Source organism: Streptomyces sp. NPDC024555 (assembly GCF_055559335.1).
In genome coordinates this window covers 330,559-348,045 of sequence record NZ_JBVHKV010000003.1, presented here as the reverse complement: position 1 = coordinate 348,045, position 17,487 = coordinate 330,559, and the positions used below count along the sequence as shown (strand labels likewise).

At 72.4% G+C, this 17,487-nt stretch carries 13 protein-coding genes; 1 reads left to right on the top strand and 12 read right to left on the bottom strand.

Going from position 1 to position 17,487, the window contains the following annotated elements; genetic code table 11:
• Positions 1 to 45: 45 nt before the first annotated feature.
• The 12 genes from ACZ4FH_RS06905 to ACZ4FH_RS06850 all read right to left on the bottom strand — a co-directional run bounded on the left by ACZ4FH_RS06905 (position 46) and on the right by ACZ4FH_RS06850 (position 15,401).
• Positions 46 to 762, bottom strand: a complete 717-nt coding sequence (locus tag ACZ4FH_RS06905; RefSeq protein ID WP_467302866.1) for an urease accessory protein UreD — start codon at positions 760 to 762, stop codon at positions 46 to 48.
• Positions 759 to 1,487 (bottom strand): urease accessory protein UreG, encoded by a 729-nt coding sequence (gene ureG, locus ACZ4FH_RS06900; protein WP_467302865.1) that lies wholly within the window; start codon positions 1,485 to 1,487, stop codon positions 759 to 761. Before ureG ends, ACZ4FH_RS06905 begins: the two co-directional genes overlap by 4 nt.
• Positions 1,480 to 2,145 carry an urease accessory protein UreF gene (locus tag ACZ4FH_RS06895; protein WP_467302864.1) on the bottom strand — a complete coding sequence of 222 codons (666 nt, stop codon included), beginning with the start codon at positions 2,143 to 2,145 and terminating at the stop codon, positions 1,480 to 1,482. The genes ureG and ACZ4FH_RS06895 overlap by 8 nt, the downstream gene beginning before the upstream one ends.
• Positions 2,145 to 3,848 carry an urease subunit alpha gene (locus tag ACZ4FH_RS06890; RefSeq protein ID WP_467302863.1) on the bottom strand — a complete coding sequence of 568 codons (1,704 nt, stop codon included), beginning with the start codon at positions 3,846 to 3,848 and terminating at the stop codon, positions 2,145 to 2,147. The genes ACZ4FH_RS06895 and ACZ4FH_RS06890 overlap by 1 nt, the downstream gene beginning before the upstream one ends.
• Positions 3,836 to 4,183 carry an urease subunit beta gene (locus tag ACZ4FH_RS06885; RefSeq protein WP_467302862.1) on the bottom strand — a complete coding sequence of 116 codons (348 nt, stop codon included), beginning with the start codon at positions 4,181 to 4,183 and terminating at the stop codon, positions 3,836 to 3,838. Before ACZ4FH_RS06885 ends, ACZ4FH_RS06890 begins: the two co-directional genes overlap by 13 nt.
• Positions 4,180 to 4,482: an urease subunit gamma gene (locus tag ACZ4FH_RS06880; RefSeq protein WP_239221042.1), complete on the bottom strand. Its 303-nt coding sequence runs from the start codon at positions 4,480 to 4,482 to the stop codon at positions 4,180 to 4,182. Before ACZ4FH_RS06880 ends, ACZ4FH_RS06885 begins: the two co-directional genes overlap by 4 nt.
• Positions 4,483 to 4,726: 244 nt before the next feature.
• On the bottom strand, positions 4,727 to 8,476 hold the full coding sequence (locus tag ACZ4FH_RS06875) for a S8 family serine peptidase (RefSeq protein ID WP_467302860.1): 3,750 nt from the start codon (positions 8,474 to 8,476) through the stop codon (positions 4,727 to 4,729).
• A gap of 120 nt (positions 8,477 to 8,596) precedes the next feature.
• Positions 8,597 to 9,742, bottom strand: a complete 1,146-nt coding sequence (locus ACZ4FH_RS06870; protein WP_467302859.1) for an XdhC family protein — start codon at positions 9,740 to 9,742, stop codon at positions 8,597 to 8,599.
• Positions 9,743 to 9,789: 47 nt separating this feature from the next.
• Positions 9,790 to 11,247: an NCS2 family permease gene (locus ACZ4FH_RS06865; protein ID WP_467302857.1), complete on the bottom strand. Its 1,458-nt coding sequence runs from the start codon at positions 11,245 to 11,247 to the stop codon at positions 9,790 to 9,792.
• Between the two features lie 279 nt (positions 11,248 to 11,526).
• Complete coding sequence (pucD, locus tag ACZ4FH_RS06860) at positions 11,527 to 13,911, bottom strand: xanthine dehydrogenase subunit D (RefSeq protein WP_467302855.1); 2,385 nt, start codon at positions 13,909 to 13,911, stop codon at positions 11,527 to 11,529.
• 3 nt (positions 13,912 to 13,914) lie between these two features.
• Entirely contained in the window at positions 13,915 to 14,508 is a 594-nt protein-coding gene (locus ACZ4FH_RS06855) for a (2Fe-2S)-binding protein (RefSeq protein ID WP_467302853.1), read from the bottom strand.
• 2 nt (positions 14,509 to 14,510) lie between these two features.
• Positions 14,511 to 15,401 (bottom strand): FAD binding domain-containing protein, encoded by an 891-nt coding sequence (locus tag ACZ4FH_RS06850; protein ID WP_467302852.1) that lies wholly within the window; start codon positions 15,399 to 15,401, stop codon positions 14,511 to 14,513.
• 250 nt (positions 15,402 to 15,651) lie between these two features.
• Here ACZ4FH_RS06850 and ACZ4FH_RS06845 point away from each other — a divergent pair, with 250 nt between their 5' ends.
• Positions 15,652 to 17,367 (top strand): PucR family transcriptional regulator, encoded by a 1,716-nt coding sequence (locus ACZ4FH_RS06845; RefSeq protein ID WP_467302850.1) that lies wholly within the window; start codon positions 15,652 to 15,654, stop codon positions 17,365 to 17,367.
• Positions 17,368 to 17,487 lie beyond the last annotated feature (120 nt).

The window sequence follows — 17,487 nt, the reverse complement described above, 5'->3', positions numbered from 1 at the left end:
ATACATCAGATATGTATGGTGCATATCAATACGGCGCACGGGCGCTCAGGGGCGGCTCCACGCCTCCCAGACCGCCGTCAGTTCCGCCTCGACGGCCGGGGCGGCGGTGTCCAGCAGGCGGATCTGCGCACCCGGCCCCGCCAGCTCCGCGCGGCACGGATGCGCCGGGCCGGGCGGGCGCACACCGAGCGCCGTGACCGCGCCGACGACGCGGTGGGGGCCCAGCAGCCCCGGCAGGGCGCGGACGGCGGCATCGGTCAGGTCCAGGTCCTCGACCAGCAGTTCCTCGTCGTCGTACGTCACCCGCGTGACCGCCCGCACGCTGCCGCCGCGCTCCCCCGAGCGGCCCAGCACCAGCGTGTCGCGCCAGAGCATGCGGGCCCCGACGGCGAGGTCGACGTCCATCTCGCGCAGCACGTCCGCCCCGTCGGAGACGACGAACGGCTGCCCGCACCACAGGAGTTCACCGCCCTCGGCGATCTCGACCCGGGCCCGCCACCGGGAGCGACCGCCCCGGTGGTCGTAGGCGACGAGCCCGGCCGGCTCGACGAGTTCGAGGCGGGCGCCGGGGCCGACGGAGATCCGCAGACCGAGGTCGTCGCCGGCGAGCAGCCCGGCCCGGGTGCCGACCAGGGCGATCCTGATCCCGTCCGGCTCGGGCAGCAGCGGACGGGGCGCGAGGAAGGCGCCGGGGCGCAGTTCGCGGGCGACATGGCGGCCGGAGGCGTCGCGCTCGACGCCGACGACCACGGGCTCGTTCACGCGTGGGCGTGGCTGTGCGGCGCCATCGGGCCCGGGTCGGTGGGGACATGGGCGCCCGCGCGGTGGCGGGCGAGGAGGTCCCGTACCCAGTCGGCCAGTTCCGCGACGGAGGCCGGGTCCTTGCGGGACAGGGCCAGGACGGGGAGTCCGCCGCGCACGGACGCGGCGTCGGCGACCATCGCGGCCACGTCCACCTCCACATGGGGTGCGAGGTCCGTCTTGTTGACGATCAGGAGATCGGCTCCGGTGATGCCGGGGCCGCCCTTGCGCGCCACGTCGCCGCCGCCCGCGACGTCGATGCAGAAGAGCTGGGCGTCGGCGAGGGCCGGGCTGAAGGTGGCGGTCAGGTTGTCGCCGCCGCTCTCGACGAGGACCAGGTCCAGCGGACCGAACTCCTCCTCCAGGTCCTCGACCGCGTCCAGGTTGGCGCTGACGTCGTCGCGGATGGCGGTGTGCGGGCAGGCGCCCGTCTCGACCGCGCGGATCCGCTCGGTGGGCAGCACCCCGGCCGAGCGCAGGAAGCGGGCGTCCTCGTCGGTGTAGATGTCGTTGGTGACGACGGCCATGGCCAGTTCGCCGGCCAGCTCGCGGCAGAGCGTGGCCAGGATGGAGCTCTTGCCGGTGCCGACCGGTCCGGCGACGCCCAGACGCAGGGCGCGGGCCGGGGCCGCGTGGGCGTCGGCGTGGGTGTGGGCGGGGCGGGGGTCGGGGGTCGTGTCAGGCAAGGAAGAGCCTCCGTTCGCGTCGTGCGTGGTCGAGCGCCCACTGTTCGGTGAGCGGGGCCGTACGGGCGGGCAGCAGGCCCGGACTCCGTACGGCGAGGGCGGTGCGGACCGCCCGTGCCGCCTCGGGTTCGGCGGCGAGGATCCAGGCGACCGAGTCGAGCGGGTCGCCGGGCAGGAGCTTGAGCGCGGCCGAGGCGATGGTCTGGAGCTCGTCGTAGACGACGGCGTGCGCCAGTTCCTCCTCGGTCGCGGGGAGTACGGCGGCCAGCGCGCCGAGCGCGACCGGCCGCAGCGGACGGCCGTCCAGGGCGGACAGCGCGGTGACGGCGGGGTGGGCGGGGGCCAGCCGCCGGGCGAGCCGGTGCACCCCCCGGCCGAGCGCCGCCGAGGCCGTGCGCTGCGGGGCGACCGGGGTCCGGGCGGCCAGCGCCCGTTGCACCGGCCCGTAGTCCGGCCGGTCCTCCCGCGCCGCCCGCAGCGCGAGGACGGCGGCCGCCGCCTCGGTGACGGCGGTGGTGCGCAGCCGGGCCGTGAGCAGGGCGGGGACGGCGTCCCGGGTGAGTCCCGCCGCGACGGCCGGCTCCAGTCCGGCGCTGTAGGTGTACGCGCCGACCGGGAGCCGCCCGTCGCCCAGCAGGAGGGCGGCCAGGGACGCCATCAGAACAGGGAGTACCGCTGGGTGAGCGGCAGTTCGGTGACGGGCGCGGGTTCGACCGGTTCGCCGTCGATGCGGATGGCGAAGGTCTCCGGGTCGACCTCGATGACGGGCAGCGCGGTGTTGTTCGGCAGGTCGGCCTTGGTGAGGTGGCGGGTGGGGCGTACGGCGACGAGTTCCCGTACGAGTCCGAGGCGTTCGGCCAGACCGTCGGCCAGGGCGGCCGGGGCGACGAAGCTGACCGACAGGTGCGGGGCGGCCCCGGCCGCCGCCGTCGGGCGCAGCAGCACCGGCTGGGTGGTGGGGATCGCGGCGTTGGCGTCGCCGAGCGGCGCGTACACCACCATGCCGCCCTTGAGGACGGCCGCGGGGCGGATGCCGAAGAAGGCGGGGTCCCAGAGGACCAGATCGGCGAGCTTGCCCGGTTCGACAGAGCCCACGACATGGTCGATGCCGTGCGCGACGGCGGGGCAGATCGTGTACTTGGCGACGTAGCGGCGGGCGCGTTCGTTGTCGGCGGGCAGCACGCTGCCCCGGTCTCCGAAACGGTTCTTCATCACATGGGCGACCTGCCAGGTGCGGCAGACGACCTCGCCGATGCGGCCCATGGCCTGGGCGTCGGAGGAGGTGATGGAGAGTGCGCCGATGTCGTGGAGGACGTCCTCGGCGGCGATGGTGGTGGCGCGGATCCGGGACTCGGCGAAGGCCAGGTCCTCGGGGACACGCGGGTTGAGGTGGTGGCAGACCATCAGCATGTCGAGGTGTTCGTCGACGGTGTTGACGGTGTGCGGGAGCGTCGGATTGGTGGACGCCGGGAGGATGTGGGGGTGGGAGGCGACCGTGATGATGTCGGGCGCGTGGCCGCCGCCGGCCCCCTCGGCGTGGAAGACGTGGATGCCCCGGCCGGCGATGGCGTCGAGCGTCCCCTCGACGTAGCCGGCCTCGTTGAGGCTGTCGCCGTGCAGGGCGACCTGGAGGCCGTACGCGTCGGCGGCCCTCAGCGCGGCGTCGATGGCGGCGGGGGTCGCGCCCCAGTCCTCGTGGACCTTGTAGCCGCCCGCACCGGCGAGCGCCGCCTCGCGCAGGGCCTCCTCGCCGACGGTGGACCCCTTGGCGAAGAGCAGGACGTTCAGCGGGACGGAGTCCAGCGAGCGGTGCATCATCGCGAGGTTCCAGGCGCCGGGGGTGACGGTGGTCGCCTTGGAACCCTCGGTGGCCCCGGTGCCGCCGCCGATGACGGTGGTGGTGCCGGTGGCCAGCGCCTCGTGCAGGGTCTCCGGCATGAGGAAGTGGACATGGGTGTCCACGGCCCCGGCGGTGAGGATGCGCCCCTCGCCGGAGACCACGTCGGTGCCGGGTCCGATGACCAGGTCCGGGTGGACGCCGTCCGTGGTGTCGGGGTTGCCCGAGCGGCCCAGGGCGACGATGCGCCCGGAGCGGACGCCGACGTCGGTCTTGACGACGCCCCAGTGGTCCAGGACGACGACATTGGTGATGACCAGGTCGAGGGCGCCGTCGGCGCGCGAGGCGGTGGACTGGGCCATGGACTCGCGGATCGACTTGCCCCCGCCGAAAACGGCCTCGTCGCCGCCGAAGCAGCGGTCCTCCTCGACCTCGATCCAGAGGTCGGTGTCGGCGAGCCGGACGCGGTCGCCGGTGGTCGGCCCGTAGAGCGCCGCGTAACCGGCGCGGGTCAGCTCGGACATCTCACGGCCTCCTGTTCCTGTTCGGGGGTGCGGACCGGGCGGGCGGCGGGGACGACGAGGCCGGGCACCGCACCGCGTCCGCCGAGCGCCACGAGGGGGACGTCGGCGCCGACGCCGGGTTCGAAGCGCAGCGACGTACCGGAAGGAATGTCCAGTCTGAATCCCCGCGCGGCATCGCGGTCGAAGGAAAGCGCGGGATTTACGTCGGCGAAATGGAAATGCGAACCGATCTGAATGGGACGGTCCCCGTCATTCACCACGGTGAGCCGAATGGCGGGGCGTCCGGAATTGAGCACGACCGTACCGGCCGCGGGCCGGATCTCGCCGGGGATCACGGGATCGGCGCGGTGATCGTGACGAGCTTGCGCCCGTCGGGGAAGGTCGCCTCGACCTGGACGTCGTGCAGCATCTCCGGAACGCCTTCCAGCACGTCGGAGCGGGTGAGCACGGTGCGCCCCTCGGTCATGAGGTCGGCGACCCGGGCCCCTTCGCGGGCCCGCTCCATCGCCCAGCAGGCGAGCAGAGCGGTGGCCTCGGGGTAGTTGAGGCGGACGCCTCGCGCGCGGCGGTCACGGGCGACCATTCCGGCGACGCTCAGCAGCAATTTCTCCGTGTCGGACGGAGTGAGAAACATGGGAAACCTCCATGGCGGCGGATCCCCGGAATTCCCGGAATCGCCTCGGCCACGTTCCTCTTATAAACCTCCGGATGGCACCGTGGCAACTTCCGTCGCACCGCAAAAAGTCCCTTTCTGGCGTTATCGCCCACCATATACGGGCAAAGCAGACAAATTTTGATCTTCGCGGGGCACGGAAAAGGCGGTCGCGCACCCCGGTCCCCCGGGGTGCGCGACCGCCTCGAACGCGGTGCTCAGCAGGTCACTTGAGGCCGAAGGCCCGGATGATCTCCTGGTCGACCGCGAGACCGCCGGGGCCCTCCGCGTGCGCCTTCAGCGACACGGATCCGGCGCCCTTCTTCGGCGTCTTGAACCGGGCGGTCCAGGAACCGGCCGCGTCCTTCTTGAGCTGCACCGCGCTCCAGCTCTTCCCGTCGTCGTAGCTGACGGACATGGTGGCCTTCGTGGCCTTCACCGCGCCCTCCAGCCACTCCTGCGTGGTGGACGACAGACCGATCTCGGTCCACTTGCCGGCCTTCACGTCACCGGCCAGGTCGGTGTCGACCTTGTAGTCCAGCTGGAGCATCGGGATGTCGGCCTGGGCCGGCCCCTCGGGGTCGAGCGCGCCCGAGACGAAGTTCCACTCGGTGTGCGTCCGGATCGAGGACTTCCAGGTCTTCGCGTCACGGTTGGCGTCGAGCACCAGGCGGTACGGAAGCTTCTCGGGCGAGAGGTCCCATGCGTAACCCGCGCGGCCCGCGTCCTTCTTGAGAAGCGTGTCGCCCTGGTAGAAGGCGATGCTGCTGTTGTCGTACTCCAGGTCGGGCATCGCACCGGAGTGACCGGCGCCGGCGTCCGTCCAGGGTGTGATGTTGTACTGGATGTCGTTGAACGAGGAGCGGAACGGACCCCAGTAGCCGGTGCCCAGGCGCGGGCGGCTGACCGGCGCGAACCAGTCGGCGGGGTAGGTGCGGCCCGCGGAGTAGTCCAACTGGTCGCTGCGCTGCTCCAGCGCGGTGTCCGAGTTCGTCGCGTTGCGGTGGGCGTGGTCCTCGTACCAGAACGAGGCACCCGGCAGCGGGGTGACCCATTCGGTGCGGGTGGCGGGGTACTTCTCGTACTCCGTGAAACCGACGCCCGGTCCGTAGTCCGGAATGTCGTAGCGGAAGCCGGCACCGACCACGTCACGGTCGCCGTAGAAGGTGTTCTCCACCTTCGCGAGCTGACGGGCGGACGGCGCGAAGGCGAGCGAACGGTCCGGGATCGTGCCGTCGTGACGGTCGACCAGGTCGTACACGTAGTCCGCGAACCGGTGCTGCTCGACGGTCAGCTTCTTGCCGCGCTGGGCGGCCTTGACGAGCGTCTCGCCGGCCAGGCGCCGCACGGAGGCGACCGGGATGGCCGCCGGGCTGCCGTCCTCGGTGTAGGTCTCCATCAGCACACCGTCGCCGTCGTTGACGACGAGGAGCGCCTTGGCACCCGCGGCGACGGCGTTGGCCATCCGCTCGGCGGGGGACACCGCGTCGCTGCGGCGCACGACGACGGCCTTGCCCTTGGCCTTGAGGCCCCGGTAGTCCGCGGTGGTGCCGTTGCCCGCGAAGACGGCGTCGAACTTTTTGCGGCTGTCCTCGTCGACGGGCGAGCCGACCTGACCGGTGACCGGAACGTCCCGGCCGTCGGCCGTGACGTCGAACTGCCGCTCACCCTGCCGCCACCTGGTCAGGAAGGAGAAACTTCCCTGCTTGACCTTCTTGGTGGGGCTCGCCCACAGCTGGTCGTAGGTGATGGGGATCTGGTACGCGTCGCGCTGGACGGTGCCGTCCGGCGCGGTGCGCGCCATGTCGTAGCGCAGCTGGCGGGTCTCGGACTCCTGCGGCGTCCTCACGCTGACCTTGTGGGCCTTGGAGGCGTCGAGGGAGACGGTGGTGGGCTTGTCGAGGTTGATCTCGGGGGCCGCCAGGAAGGCCAGGGCCTGCGAGTCGGCGGTGTCACCCTTGACGTCGGCGGCGGACCAGGCGGTGTAGCTGCCCGGGGGCAGCCGCAGCGTGGTGTCACCGGGGACGGAGACGACGCTCAGGTTCTCGTCGCCGAGAGCGGCGAAGACGACCTCGCCGTTCATGGGCTTGCCGGAGCGGTCGCGGAGCTGGAGCGTCAGATCGTAGAGCTCCTGCTCCTTGTTCAGCGCGAAGCCGGTGTGCGCGACGACGGCGCCCGAGACGTCCGTCGCGATGACCTGGCCGGAGAAGGTGGTGTTGTTCGCGACCTTCGACGGGTCCAGCCTCAGCACCGCCTCGGCGGTCGAACCGGCCGGGACGGTCAGCTGCTTCACCGACAGCGTGTACGCGGCCTCGTCGCTGTCCGTCGCCAGATCGAGGGTGACATCCTTCGTGCCGCTGTTGCGGTACGTGATCGTCCGCTCGGCGACCGGGTCGGACGCGCTGTGGGGCCAGGCGTAGGAAGCGACCTCGACGGAGCCGGTGGCCTCGATCGTCGTGTCGATCGCGGCCTTGACGTCGACCCGACCGGTGCCCTGCTCGTACGGCGTGTAGGCCGGCAGCACCTTGGACGAGCTCATCAGCGCGTCCTTGATGCGCTGACCGGACCAGTCGGGGTGACGCTCCTTGAGGATGGCTGCCGCGCCCGCGACGTGCGGGGTCGCCATCGACGTGCCGTCCATGGACTGGTACATGCCCTCGATGCCGGGGACCGACTGCGAGGCGGCCGCGTTGATCCCGACTCCGGGCGCGGAGAGGTCCGGCTTGAGGCCGTAGGAGCGGGTCAGCGGCCCCATGGAGGAGAAGTCCGCGCGGTTGTCCTGTTTGTCGACGGCGGCGATGGTGAGCGCCTTCTCCGCCGAGCCAGGCGCGCCGATGGTGCCGGCGCCGTAGGCGTTGCCCGCGGCGATCACGAACAGCGGACCGCCGTCGGTGGACAGCGCGTCGACCGCCTGGGCCATCGGGGAGGTGCCGTCGTCGGAGACGTCGGAGCCGAGGCTCATGGAGACGACGTCGGCGCCCTCCGCCTTGGCCCACTCCATGCCCTCGATGATGCCCGAGTCGGCACCGGAGCCTTCGTCGCTCAGCACCTTGCCGACGATCAGGCCGGCGCCGGGGGCGACCCCCTTGTTGAGGCCGTCGGACGCGGCGCCGGAGCCCGCGATGGTGGAGGCGACATGCGTGCCGTGGCCGTGCTTGTCGTCGACCTCCTCGCCCGGGACGAAGCTCTTGGCCTCCAGGAGGCGGTCCTTGACGTCCGGGTGGTCCTCGTCGATGCCGGTGTCCAGGACGGCGACCTTGATGCCCTTGCCGTCGTATCCGTCGGCCCACGCCTGCGGGGCGTTGATCTGCGGGACGGAGTCCTTGAGCGCGGCCTCGACCCTGCCGTCGAGCCAGAGCTTCGCGATGCCGTTGTCCAGCGAGCGGGTCGTGGACGTGCGCGCGATGTCGTTCCAGAAGGCGCGCGTGGTGTCCTTGCCGGCCGTCAGCGCCGCACCGTGGATGGACTCCAGGGTCCGGACGGTCCTGCTGCCGCGCGGAGCGGCGGGCAGCGACCGCGCCTTGCCCGCCGGGTAGGTGGCGATCAGCGGGATACCGCCGGTGCGCGCGTCGTCGTAGCCCATCTTCGCGAGAGCGGTGACGTTGAAGAGGCGGCGGTCCAGCTTGCCCGCGGCGATCAGGCCCGTGGCCTCGTCGGGCAGGACGTAGAGGTCGTCGCCGGCCTGCTGGACGTGCACCCCGCCCACCGCGCCGTCCGGACGGTCCACGGTGACGGTGTCCTGCTTGCCGACGCCGTCGGCGTAGTGGACCACGTCGCCGGTGACCAGCGTGATGTCGTAGTCGTGGACCGGAGCGCTCCGGTCGGCGCTCGGCGCGGGTCCTGCCGCGGCGGCGGTACCCGTGACGGGCAGCAGCGCACCGCTCACCAGGGCGACGGACGTCGCTATGAGGAGGGCCCGGCGCCGTGCGCGGGCCGGTCCGGCCCGGTCGACGGGGGTGGAGGGTGTTGATGTCATGCAGTGATCTAACGATCAATTACACCGGTTGGTCAGGGGGCACCGCTGGCGGGAAACCGCCGCGGCGGAAAACCGCCGCCTCGGAGCGCCGCCGTTTCCGGAATCGCGGACGGCCTGCTCTCAGGCGGCGGATCCGAGCCGTCCGACGGGAGCCGGGGCCGGGTGGATCGGGGTGTGCGCGCCGGTGAGCGGGCGTCCGCTGCCACCGCGCCGCTCGGCGACGATCTCGGCGGCGATGGACAGGGCGGTCTCCTCGGGGGTGCGGGCGCCGAGGTCGAGGCCGATCGGCGAGTGCAGCCGGGCCAGTTCCGCTTCCGTCACCCCGACCCGGCGCAGCCGGTCGTTGCGGTCCAGATGGGTGCGGCGCGAGCCCATCGCGCCGATGTAGGCGACGGGGAGCCGGAGCGCGGTCTCCAGCAGCGGGATGTCGAACTTGGCGTCGTGGGTGAGGACGCAGAGCACGGTGCGCGCGTCCACCCCGGTCGCGGCGAGATAGCGGTGCGGCCATTCGACGACGAGTTCGTCGGCCTCCGGGAAGCGGGCCCGGGTCGCGAAGACGGGCCGGGCGTCGCACACCGTGACGTGGTAGCCGAGGAACTTCCCGGCCCGCACCAGGGCCGCCGCGAAGTCGATGGCCCCGAACACGATCATCCGGGGCGGCGGGACGCTGGACTCGACGAGCAGGGTGAGCGGCCGGCCGCAGCGGGAGCCGTCCGCGCCGATGGTGAGGGTGCCGGTGCGCCCGGCGTCGAGCAGGGCCCGGGTCTCGGCGGCGGCGGTGCGGTCCAGTTCCGGATGGCCGCCGAGCCCGCCCTCCGCCCCGCCGTCCGGCCGGACGAGCAGCGGCCGTCCGAGCAGTTCGGCGGGTCCGTCGGCGATCCGGGCGAGCGCCGCCGCCTCCCCCCGCGCGGCGGCGGCGAACGCGGCGGCGAACACCGGGCGGGCGGGGTCGTCCGCCCGTACCGGTGTCACCAGGATGTCGATGACGCCGCCGCAGGTCAGCCCCACGGCGAAGGCGTCCTCGTCGCTGTAGCCGAAGCGTTCGCGGACGGGGGTGCCGTCGTCGAGCGCCTGCCGGCACAGCTCGTAGACCGCGCCCTCCACGCATCCGCCGGAGACCGAGCCGATCGCGGTGCCGTCGCGGTCGACGGCGAGCGCGGCCCCGGGCTGCCGGGGCGCGCTGCCGCCGACGGCGACGACGGTGGCCACGGCGAAGTCGCGGCCCTGCCCGGTCCATCGGTCGAGCTCCTCGGCGATGTCCAGCATCTCGGTCTCCTTGGCGGACGAATGGGGGGAACGGCCTACGGGAAGGGTCAGCTGACGCCCAGCCAGCTCTCGATCGGGTGCAGGGCGAAGTAGACGACGAAGATCACCGTCAGTCCCCACATGAAGGCGCCGACCTCGCGGGCCCGGCCCTGGGCCGCCTTGATGGCGACGTACGAGATGACACCGGCGGCCACCCCGGTGGTGATGGTGTACGTGAAGGGCATCAGGACCACGGTCAGGAAGACCGGGACGGCCACCGAGCGGTCGCTCCAGTCCACGTGCCGGGCGTTCTGCATCATCATGGCACCGATGACGACGAGGGCGGCGGAGGCCACCTCGGCCGGCACGATCGCGGTGAGCGGGGTGAAGAAGAGGCAGGCCGCGAAGAAGAGGCCGGTGACGACGGAGGCCAGTCCGGTGCGGGCGCCCTCCCCGACGCCGGTGGCGGATTCGACGAAGACCGTCTGGCCGGAGCCTCCGGCGACACCGCCGATCGCGCCGCCCGCGCCGTCGATGAACAGCGCCTTGGAGAGACCGGGCATCCGGCCCCGGTCGTCGGCGAGCCCGGCCTCCGTGCCGACCCCGATGATGGTGGCCATCGCGTCGAAGAAGCCGGCCAGCACCAGGGTGAAGACGATGAAGCCGACGGTCATCGCGCCGACGTCGCCCCAGCCGCCGAACTCGACGTCGCCGAAGAGCGAGAAGTCCGGCGAGGAGACCGCGGATCCGCTCAGCTCGGGCGGGCCGCTGCTCCAGATCTTCGGGTCGACGTCGGCGGCCTTGTTGACGACGACGGCGACCACGGTGCCGACGACGATGCCGATGAGGATCGCGCCGGGGATGTTGCGGGCCTGGAGCATGAAGATGAGGAGCAGGGTCACCGCGAAGACGAGGACGGGCCAGCCGGCGAGTTCACCGGTGGGGCCGAGGGTGACCGGGGTGGCGGTGCCCTTGCCGACGAAGCCGGCCTTGTAGAGGCCGATGAGGGCGATGAACAGCCCGATGCCCATGGTGATGCCGTGCTTGAGGGGCAGCGGGATCGCGTTCATGATCAGCTCGCGCAGACCGGTGACCACCAGGAGGCAGATCACCACGCCGTACATCACGCACATGCCCATGGCCTGCGGCCAGGTCATCTCCGGGGCGACCTGCGAGGACAGCACGCCGGAGACGCTGAGCCCCGCGGCGAGGGCGAGCGGGACCTTGCCGACGAAGCCCATCAGCAGGGTGGTCGCGGCGGCGGCGAGCGCGGTGGCGGTGATCAGTCCGGGCTGGCTGAGGACGTTGCCGTCGACGTCCTTGCCGCCGAGGATGAGCGGGTTGAGCAGCAGGATGTACGCCATCGCCATGAAGGTGGTGACGCCGCCGCGCACCTCGGTGGCGACGGTCGATCCGCGCTCGGATATGTGGAAGTACCGGTCGAGCCATGATCTTCCGGCGGGGACGCGCGAGCCGCGGCCCGCCTCCTTGGCGCCGGTCTTCGGTTCCACTGACTGCTGGGTCATGATGCCTGACTCCCAAGGTTCACAGGGGCACCCGCGATGACGAATCGATATGCGGGATTTGGGATGACTGCGCTGGCGGCACGACCCGGGGGACGGCCCGAGACGAACTGTTCATGCGAAGTGGTGAGGAACGGGTACGGCCGGCGGCGCCGGAACGCCGCCGCGGAACGGTCCGGGGCCCGCGAGCGGTGCGGGATCCGGTGACTCCGGGCGGTGCGGCGGGGAGGGTGTGACGTTCCCTGGGCGCGCACCGCCCGGAGCGTGGTGGGGGAGCTCCGGTCAGGTGCCGGTGAGGTGCTCCGGGCGGACCGGGGTCCGGTTGAGCTCCAGCCCCGTCGCGTTCCGGATCGCCGCGAGGACGGCCGGGGTGGACGACAGGGTGGGGGCCTCGCCGATGCCGCGCAGCCCGTACGGGGCGTGCTCGTCGGCGAGTTCGAGCACATCGACCGGGATGGTCGGGGTGTCGAGGATGGTGGGGAGGAGGTAGTCCGTGAAGGAGGGGTTGCGCACCTTCGCGGTCGTGGGGTCGACGATGATCTCCTCCATGACGGCGACGCCCATGCCCTGGAGGGTGCCGCCCTGGATCTGGCCGAGGACGGACAGCGGGTTGAGGGCCTTGCCGACGTCCTGGGCGCAGGCCAGTTCGATGACCTTGACCAGGCCGAGTTCGGTGTCGACCTCGACGACGGCGCGGTGGGCGGCGATGGAGTACTGGACGTGGCCGTTGCCCTGGCCGGTCCGCAGGTCGAAGGGCTCGGTGGGCCGGTGGCGCCACTCCAGCTCGACGTCGACCGCCTCGTCCTCCAGGACGTCGACGAGGTCGGCCAGCACCTCGCCGCCGTCGGTGACCACCTTGCCGCCCTCCAGGAGGAGTTCGGCGGTGGCCCAGGCCGGGTGGTAGGTGCCGAACTTGCGGCGCCCCATCTCCAGCACCTGTTCCCGCACGGCCTCGCAGGAGTTCTTCACGGCGCCGCCCGTGACGTACGTCTGCCGGGAGGCGGACGTCGATCCGGCGGAGCCGACCCGGGTGTCGGCGGGGTGGATGGTGACCTGGGCGACGCCGAGTTCGGTCCGGGCGATCTGGGCGTGCACGGTGACACCGCCCTGCCCGACCTCGGCCATGGCGGTGTGGACGGTCGCGACGGGTTCGCCGGCGATGACCTCCATGCGCACCCGGGCGGTGGAGTAGTCGTCGAAGCCCTCGGAGAAGCCGACGTTCTTCAGTCCGACCGCGTAGCCGACGCCCCGGACGACGCCCTCGCCGTGCGTGGTGTTGGAGAGTCCGCCGGGCAGGGCGCGTACGTCGGGGCCGGCGCCCGCGCTCTCCCACTGGCGCTCGGGCGGCAGGGGGCGGGCCTTGACCCGGCGGAGCAGTTCGGCGACCGGGGCGGGCGAGTCGACCCGCTGTCCGGTGGGCAGCAGGGAGCCCTGTTCCATGGCGTTGAGCTGACGGAACTCGACCGGGTCCATGCCGAGCGCGGCGGCCAGCTTGTCCATCTGCGCCTCGTAGGCGAAGCAGGCCTGGACCGCGCCGAAGCCGCGCATCGCGCCGCAGGGCGGGTTGTTGGTGTAGAGGGCGATCGCCTCGATGTCGACGTCCTCGACGACATAGGGGCCGACGGAGAGCGAGGAGGCGTTGCCGACGACGGCCGGGGAGGCGGAGGCGTAGGCGCCGCCGTCCAGCACGATGCGGCACTTCATGTGGGTGAGCTTGCCGTCGCGGGTGGCGCCGTGTTCGTACCAGAGCTTGGCGGGGTGGCGGTGGACGTGTCCGAAGAAGGACTCGAAGCGGTTGTAGACGATCTTGACGGGTTTGCCGGTGCGCAGGGCGAGCAGGCAGGCGTGGATCTGCATCGACAGGTCCTCGCGTCCGCCGAAGGCGCCGCCGACGCCGGAGAGCGTCATGCGGACCTTGTCCTCGGGCAGGCCGAGGACGGGGGCGATCTGGCGCAGGTCGGAGTGGAGCCACTGGGTGGCGACGTAGAGGTCGACTCCGCCGTCCTCGGCGGGGACCGCGAGGCCGGACTCGGGGCCGAGGAAGGCCTGGTCCTGCATGCCGAAGACGTATTCGCCGCTGACCACCACGTCGGCGCGGGCCTTCGCGGCCTCGGCGTCGCCGCGGACGATGGGCTGGCGGTGGACGATGTTGGGGTGCGGTACGTGCCCGATGTGGTGGTCGTCGCGGTTCTCGTGGATGAGGGGCGCGCCGGGCGCGGTCGCGGACGCCTCGTCGGTGACGACCGGCAGTTCGCGGTAGTCGATGCGGATCTTCGCGGCGGCGCGGCGGGCCGTCTCCGGGTGGTCGGCGGCGACCAGCGCGACCGGTTCGCCGTGGTGGCGGACCCGGCCGTGGGCGAGGACGGGGGTGTCCTGGATCTCCAGCCCGTAGTTCTTCACCTCGGCCGGCAGGTCGTCGTAGGTGAGCACGGCGTAGACGCCGGAGGTGGCGAGCGCCTCGGAGACGTCGATGGAGCGGATCTCGGCGTGCGCGACGGTGGAGCGCAGGGTGTGGCCCCAGAGCATGTCCTCGTGCCACATGTCGGAGGAGTACGCGAACTCGCCGGTGACCTTCAGGATGCCGTCGGGGCGCAGCGTGGACTCGCCGATGCCGCCCCTGGTGCGGGTTCCCTGGTTGATGTTGGTGGGGGATCCGGTGACGCCCATCGTCTAGACCGCCTCTTCCGCGCGGGCGGCCGCGAGACGGACCGCGTCGAGGATCTTCTCGTAGCCGGTGCAGCGGCAGAGGTTGCCGGAGAGCGCCTCGCGGATGTCCGCGTCGGACGGTTCCGGGTTGCGTTCCAGCAGTTCGTCCGCGGCGACCAGCAGGCCGGGGGTGCAGAAGCCGCACTGGACGGCGCCCGCGTCGATGAAGGCCTGCTGGATCGGGGAGAGCGCTCCGGTGTCGCGGGTCTCCTCGGCGGTGGGCCTGGCCTTCCAACGCTGCGCCGTGTCGACCGTGACGCCGCAGGCGCCGGAGGCGCAGCCGGTGCCGGGGTGGGCCTCGGCGCGGTGGGCGGCGAAGTCGGCCAGTCCTTCGACGGTGACGACGTCGCGGCCCTCGACCTGGCCGGCGGCGACCAGGCAGGAGCAGACGGGCACCCCGTCGAGGCGGACGGTGCAGGAGCCGCACTCGCCCTGTTCGCAGGCGTTCTTGGAGCCGGGCAGGCCCATCCGCTCGCGCAGGACGTAGAGGAGGGACTCGCCCTCCCAGACGTCGTCGGCCTCGTGCGGGCGGCCGTTGACCGTGAAATTGACGCGCATGATCAGGCGGCTCCTTCGGTGCTGCGGCCCTGGCCGCGATAGGACTCCCAGGTCCAGCCGAGGGTCCGGCGGGCCATGATCCCGACGGCGTGGCGGCGGTAGCTCGCGGTGCCGCGCACATCGTCGATCGGGTTGCAGGCGCCCGCGGCGAGCTGGGCGAACCGGGTGGCGACGGAGGGGGTGATGATCGCCCGGCTGTCCCAGAAGCCGCCCTCCTCCAGGGCGGCGTTCAGGAATTCCTCGGCCTCCTTGGCCCGGACGGGTGTCGGGGCGGCGGAGCCGATGCCGGTGCGGACCGTGCGGGTCTCGGGGTGCAGGGCGAGGCCGAAGGCGCAGACGGCGATGACCATCGCGTTGCGGGTGCCGACCTTGGAGTACTGCTGCGGCCCGTCGGCCTTCTTGATGTGGACGGCCCGGATCAGCTCGTCGGGCTCCAGGGCGTTGCGCTTGACGCCGGTGTAGAAGGCGTCGATGGGGATCATCCGGGTGCCCCGGACGGACGCGGCCTCGACCTCGGCGCCGGCGGCGAGCAGGGCGGGGTGGGCGTCCCCGGCGGGCGAGGCGGTGCCCAGGTTGCCGCCGACGCCGCCCCGGTTGCGGATCTGCGGCGAGGCGACGGTGTGCGAGGCGAGCGCCAGTCCGGGCAGCTCGGTCCGCAGGTGTTCCATGATGCTGCTGTACGGCACCGAGGCGCCGAGCCGTACGCTCTCGGGGCCCACCTCCCACTCGGTCAGCTCACCGATGCGGTTCAGGTCGAGCAGCTGCTCGGGCCGCCGGTGGTCGAAGTTGATCTCGACCATCACATCGGTGCCGCCCGCGATGGGTACAGCCGTCGGGTGCTCGGCCTTGGCGGCGAGCGCCTCCTCCCAGCTGGCGGGGCGAAGGAAGTCCATGAGTGGCTCTCTTCTCGATCGGTCGTTCGCTGGGGCTGGGGGACGGCCGGCCCGGTTCCTGTTCATGTCTTGTTCACGCGGTGTGCGGCCCAGTACACAAGCCCTGCTCCACCTGGTGCAGTCACCGAAACCATGAAGGAGTTGGCTGGTCTCCGCCCCCGTCTTGTAGATTCGAACGAATGGCGGGGACTCGTTACCTCGCGGCAATACCCAGTTCTTCCCCGCACGAACGAAAGAGAACGGCGACGAGATGCGGCTGCGCACCCTGCTGGAGACGGATGCCCTCGGCCTGCGGCTGCTCGGCGGCGAGGACGAACTGGACCGTTCGGTCCGCGGTGTGATGACCACGGATCTGCGTGATCCGAGCCGCTATCTCACGGGCGGCGAGCTGGTGCTGACCGGGCTGGCCTGGCGCCGGGACGCCGGGGACGCGGAGCCCTTCGTACGGATCCTGGCGGCGGCCGGCGTGGCCGGTCTCGCGGCGGGCGAGGCGGAGCTGGGCGACATCCCGGAGGACCTGGTCGAGGCGTGCCGCCGGCACCGGCTCCCGCTGTTCGCGGTCCATGAGACGGTTGCGTTCGCAACGATCACCGAGCATGTGGTGCGCCAGGTGTCGGGCGAGCGCGCCGGGGACCTGGCGGCCGTCGTGGACCGGCACCGCCGGCTGATGACCTCGGGCCCGGCGGGCGGCGGCCCGGAGGCGGTGCTCGATCTGCTCGGCTCCGATCTCGACCTGCGGGCCTGGGTGCTCTCCCCCACCGGGCGGCGGATCGCGGGCTCCGGTGAGCCGCTGCCCGCCCCGGTCGGCGCGGAGCTGGCGGGGGCGCATCTGGCCGCGGTGCGCGCGGGCCGCCGCGCCCCGCACCGGGCCGTGAGCGGTGGCGTGACGTACGCGCTGTTCCCGATCCGGAACGCCGGCCGGGGCGCCGCGCCGGCCTCCCGGGACGTCCGGGAGTCGGTCCTGTCGGACTGGCTGCTGGCCGTGGAGGCCGACGCGGGCGACTGGCCGGCCGCCCGGCTCGATCTGCTCCAGGGCGTCACCCAGCTGATCGCGGTGGAGCGGGAGCGGCGGGACGCCGCCCGGACGGTGCGCCGCCGGCTGGCCCAGGAGGTACTGGAGCTGGTCCAGGCGGGGGCGCCGCCCGCCGAGATCGCCGCCCGGCTGCGGGTGGCCGCCCCGGTGCTGCTGCCGGGGCTCGGCGCGGCGCCGCACTGGCAGGTGGTCGTGGCCCGGGTGGAGTGGGACGAGCACGGGGCGCCCGGCGGCTCCGGCTCCGGGATCGCCGGCGGCCCGGCCGCGCAGGCGCTGCTGGAGGAGATCCTGATCGACCCCGCGCTCTCGGGCCCCGATTCCGCCGACCGGATCGCCGTCGCCCATACGGGTGATGAGGCCGTCGCGCTCGTCCCGCTGCCCGCCCTCCCGGCGGCGGACACGGAGGGGGCCGCGGCCGGGGAGGCCCCGGAGGACCCGGCACTGCACGCCGACACGCTGCTGGACGCGGTGCGGACCCCGCTCTCCGCGGGACTGGCCGACGACGGCCGGCTCACCCTGGGCGTCAGCGCCTCGGTGCATTCGCCGGAGGGGCTGCGCGGCGCCCTGGAGGAGGCCCGGCACGCCCGGCGGGTGGCGGCGGCCCGGCCGGGGCGGGTCTGCGCGGCCGGCCACCACGAGCTGGCCTCGCACGTGCTGCTCCTGCCGTTCGTCCCGGACGACGTGCGGCGCGCGTTCACCGCACGTCTGCTCGACCCGCTGCGCGACTACGACCGGCGCCACCGCGCGGAGCTGATCCCGACCCTGGAGGCGTTCCTGGACTGCGACGGATCGTGGACCCGCTGCGCCTCGCGGCTCCACCTGCACGTCAACACGTTGCGCTACCGGGTGGGGCGTATCGAGCAGTTGACGGGTCGTGACCTTTCCCGGCTGGAGGACAAGCTCGATTTCTTCCTCGCCCTGCGGATGAGCTGACGCCCCGGGCCCGCGCCGGGCCCCGTGCACACCCGGTCGATTGTGAAAAGTTTCACCTATCCTTGACTCGACCTCTTGGCCCGGCGTGCCAATCCGTGCTGTGATGCGGCCAGACTCCGA

What these genes read in the sequence shown, in the direction of transcription:
- ACZ4FH_RS06895 (WP_467302864.1), bottom strand. Translation starts at nt 2,145, where the DNA reads ATGGCGTCCCTGGCCGCCCTCCTGCTGGGCGACGGGCGGCTCCCGGTC.
- ACZ4FH_RS06890 (WP_467302863.1), bottom strand. Translation starts at nt 3,848, where the DNA reads ATGTCCGAGCTGACCCGCGCCGGTTACGCGGCGCTCTACGGGCCGACC.
- ACZ4FH_RS06880 (WP_239221042.1), bottom strand. Translation starts at nt 4,482, where the DNA reads ATGTTTCTCACTCCGTCCGACACGGAGAAATTGCTGCTGAGCGTCGCC.
- ACZ4FH_RS06875 (WP_467302860.1), bottom strand. Translation starts at nt 8,476, where the DNA reads ATGACATCAACACCCTCCACCCCCGTCGACCGGGCCGGACCGGCCCGC.
- ACZ4FH_RS06870 (WP_467302859.1), bottom strand. Translation starts at nt 9,742, where the DNA reads ATGCTGGACATCGCCGAGGAGCTCGACCGATGGACCGGGCAGGGCCGC.
- ACZ4FH_RS06865 (WP_467302857.1), bottom strand. Translation starts at nt 11,247, where the DNA reads ATGACCCAGCAGTCAGTGGAACCGAAGACCGGCGCCAAGGAGGCGGGC.
- pucD (WP_467302855.1), bottom strand. Translation starts at nt 13,911, where the DNA reads ATGGGCGTCACCGGATCCCCCACCAACATCAACCAGGGAACCCGCACC.
- ACZ4FH_RS06855 (WP_467302853.1), bottom strand. Translation starts at nt 14,508, where the DNA reads ATGCGCGTCAATTTCACGGTCAACGGCCGCCCGCACGAGGCCGACGAC.
- ACZ4FH_RS06850 (WP_467302852.1), bottom strand. Translation starts at nt 15,401, where the DNA reads ATGGACTTCCTTCGCCCCGCCAGCTGGGAGGAGGCGCTCGCCGCCAAG.
- ACZ4FH_RS06845 (WP_467302850.1), top strand. Translation starts at nt 15,652, where the DNA reads ATGCGGCTGCGCACCCTGCTGGAGACGGATGCCCTCGGCCTGCGGCTG.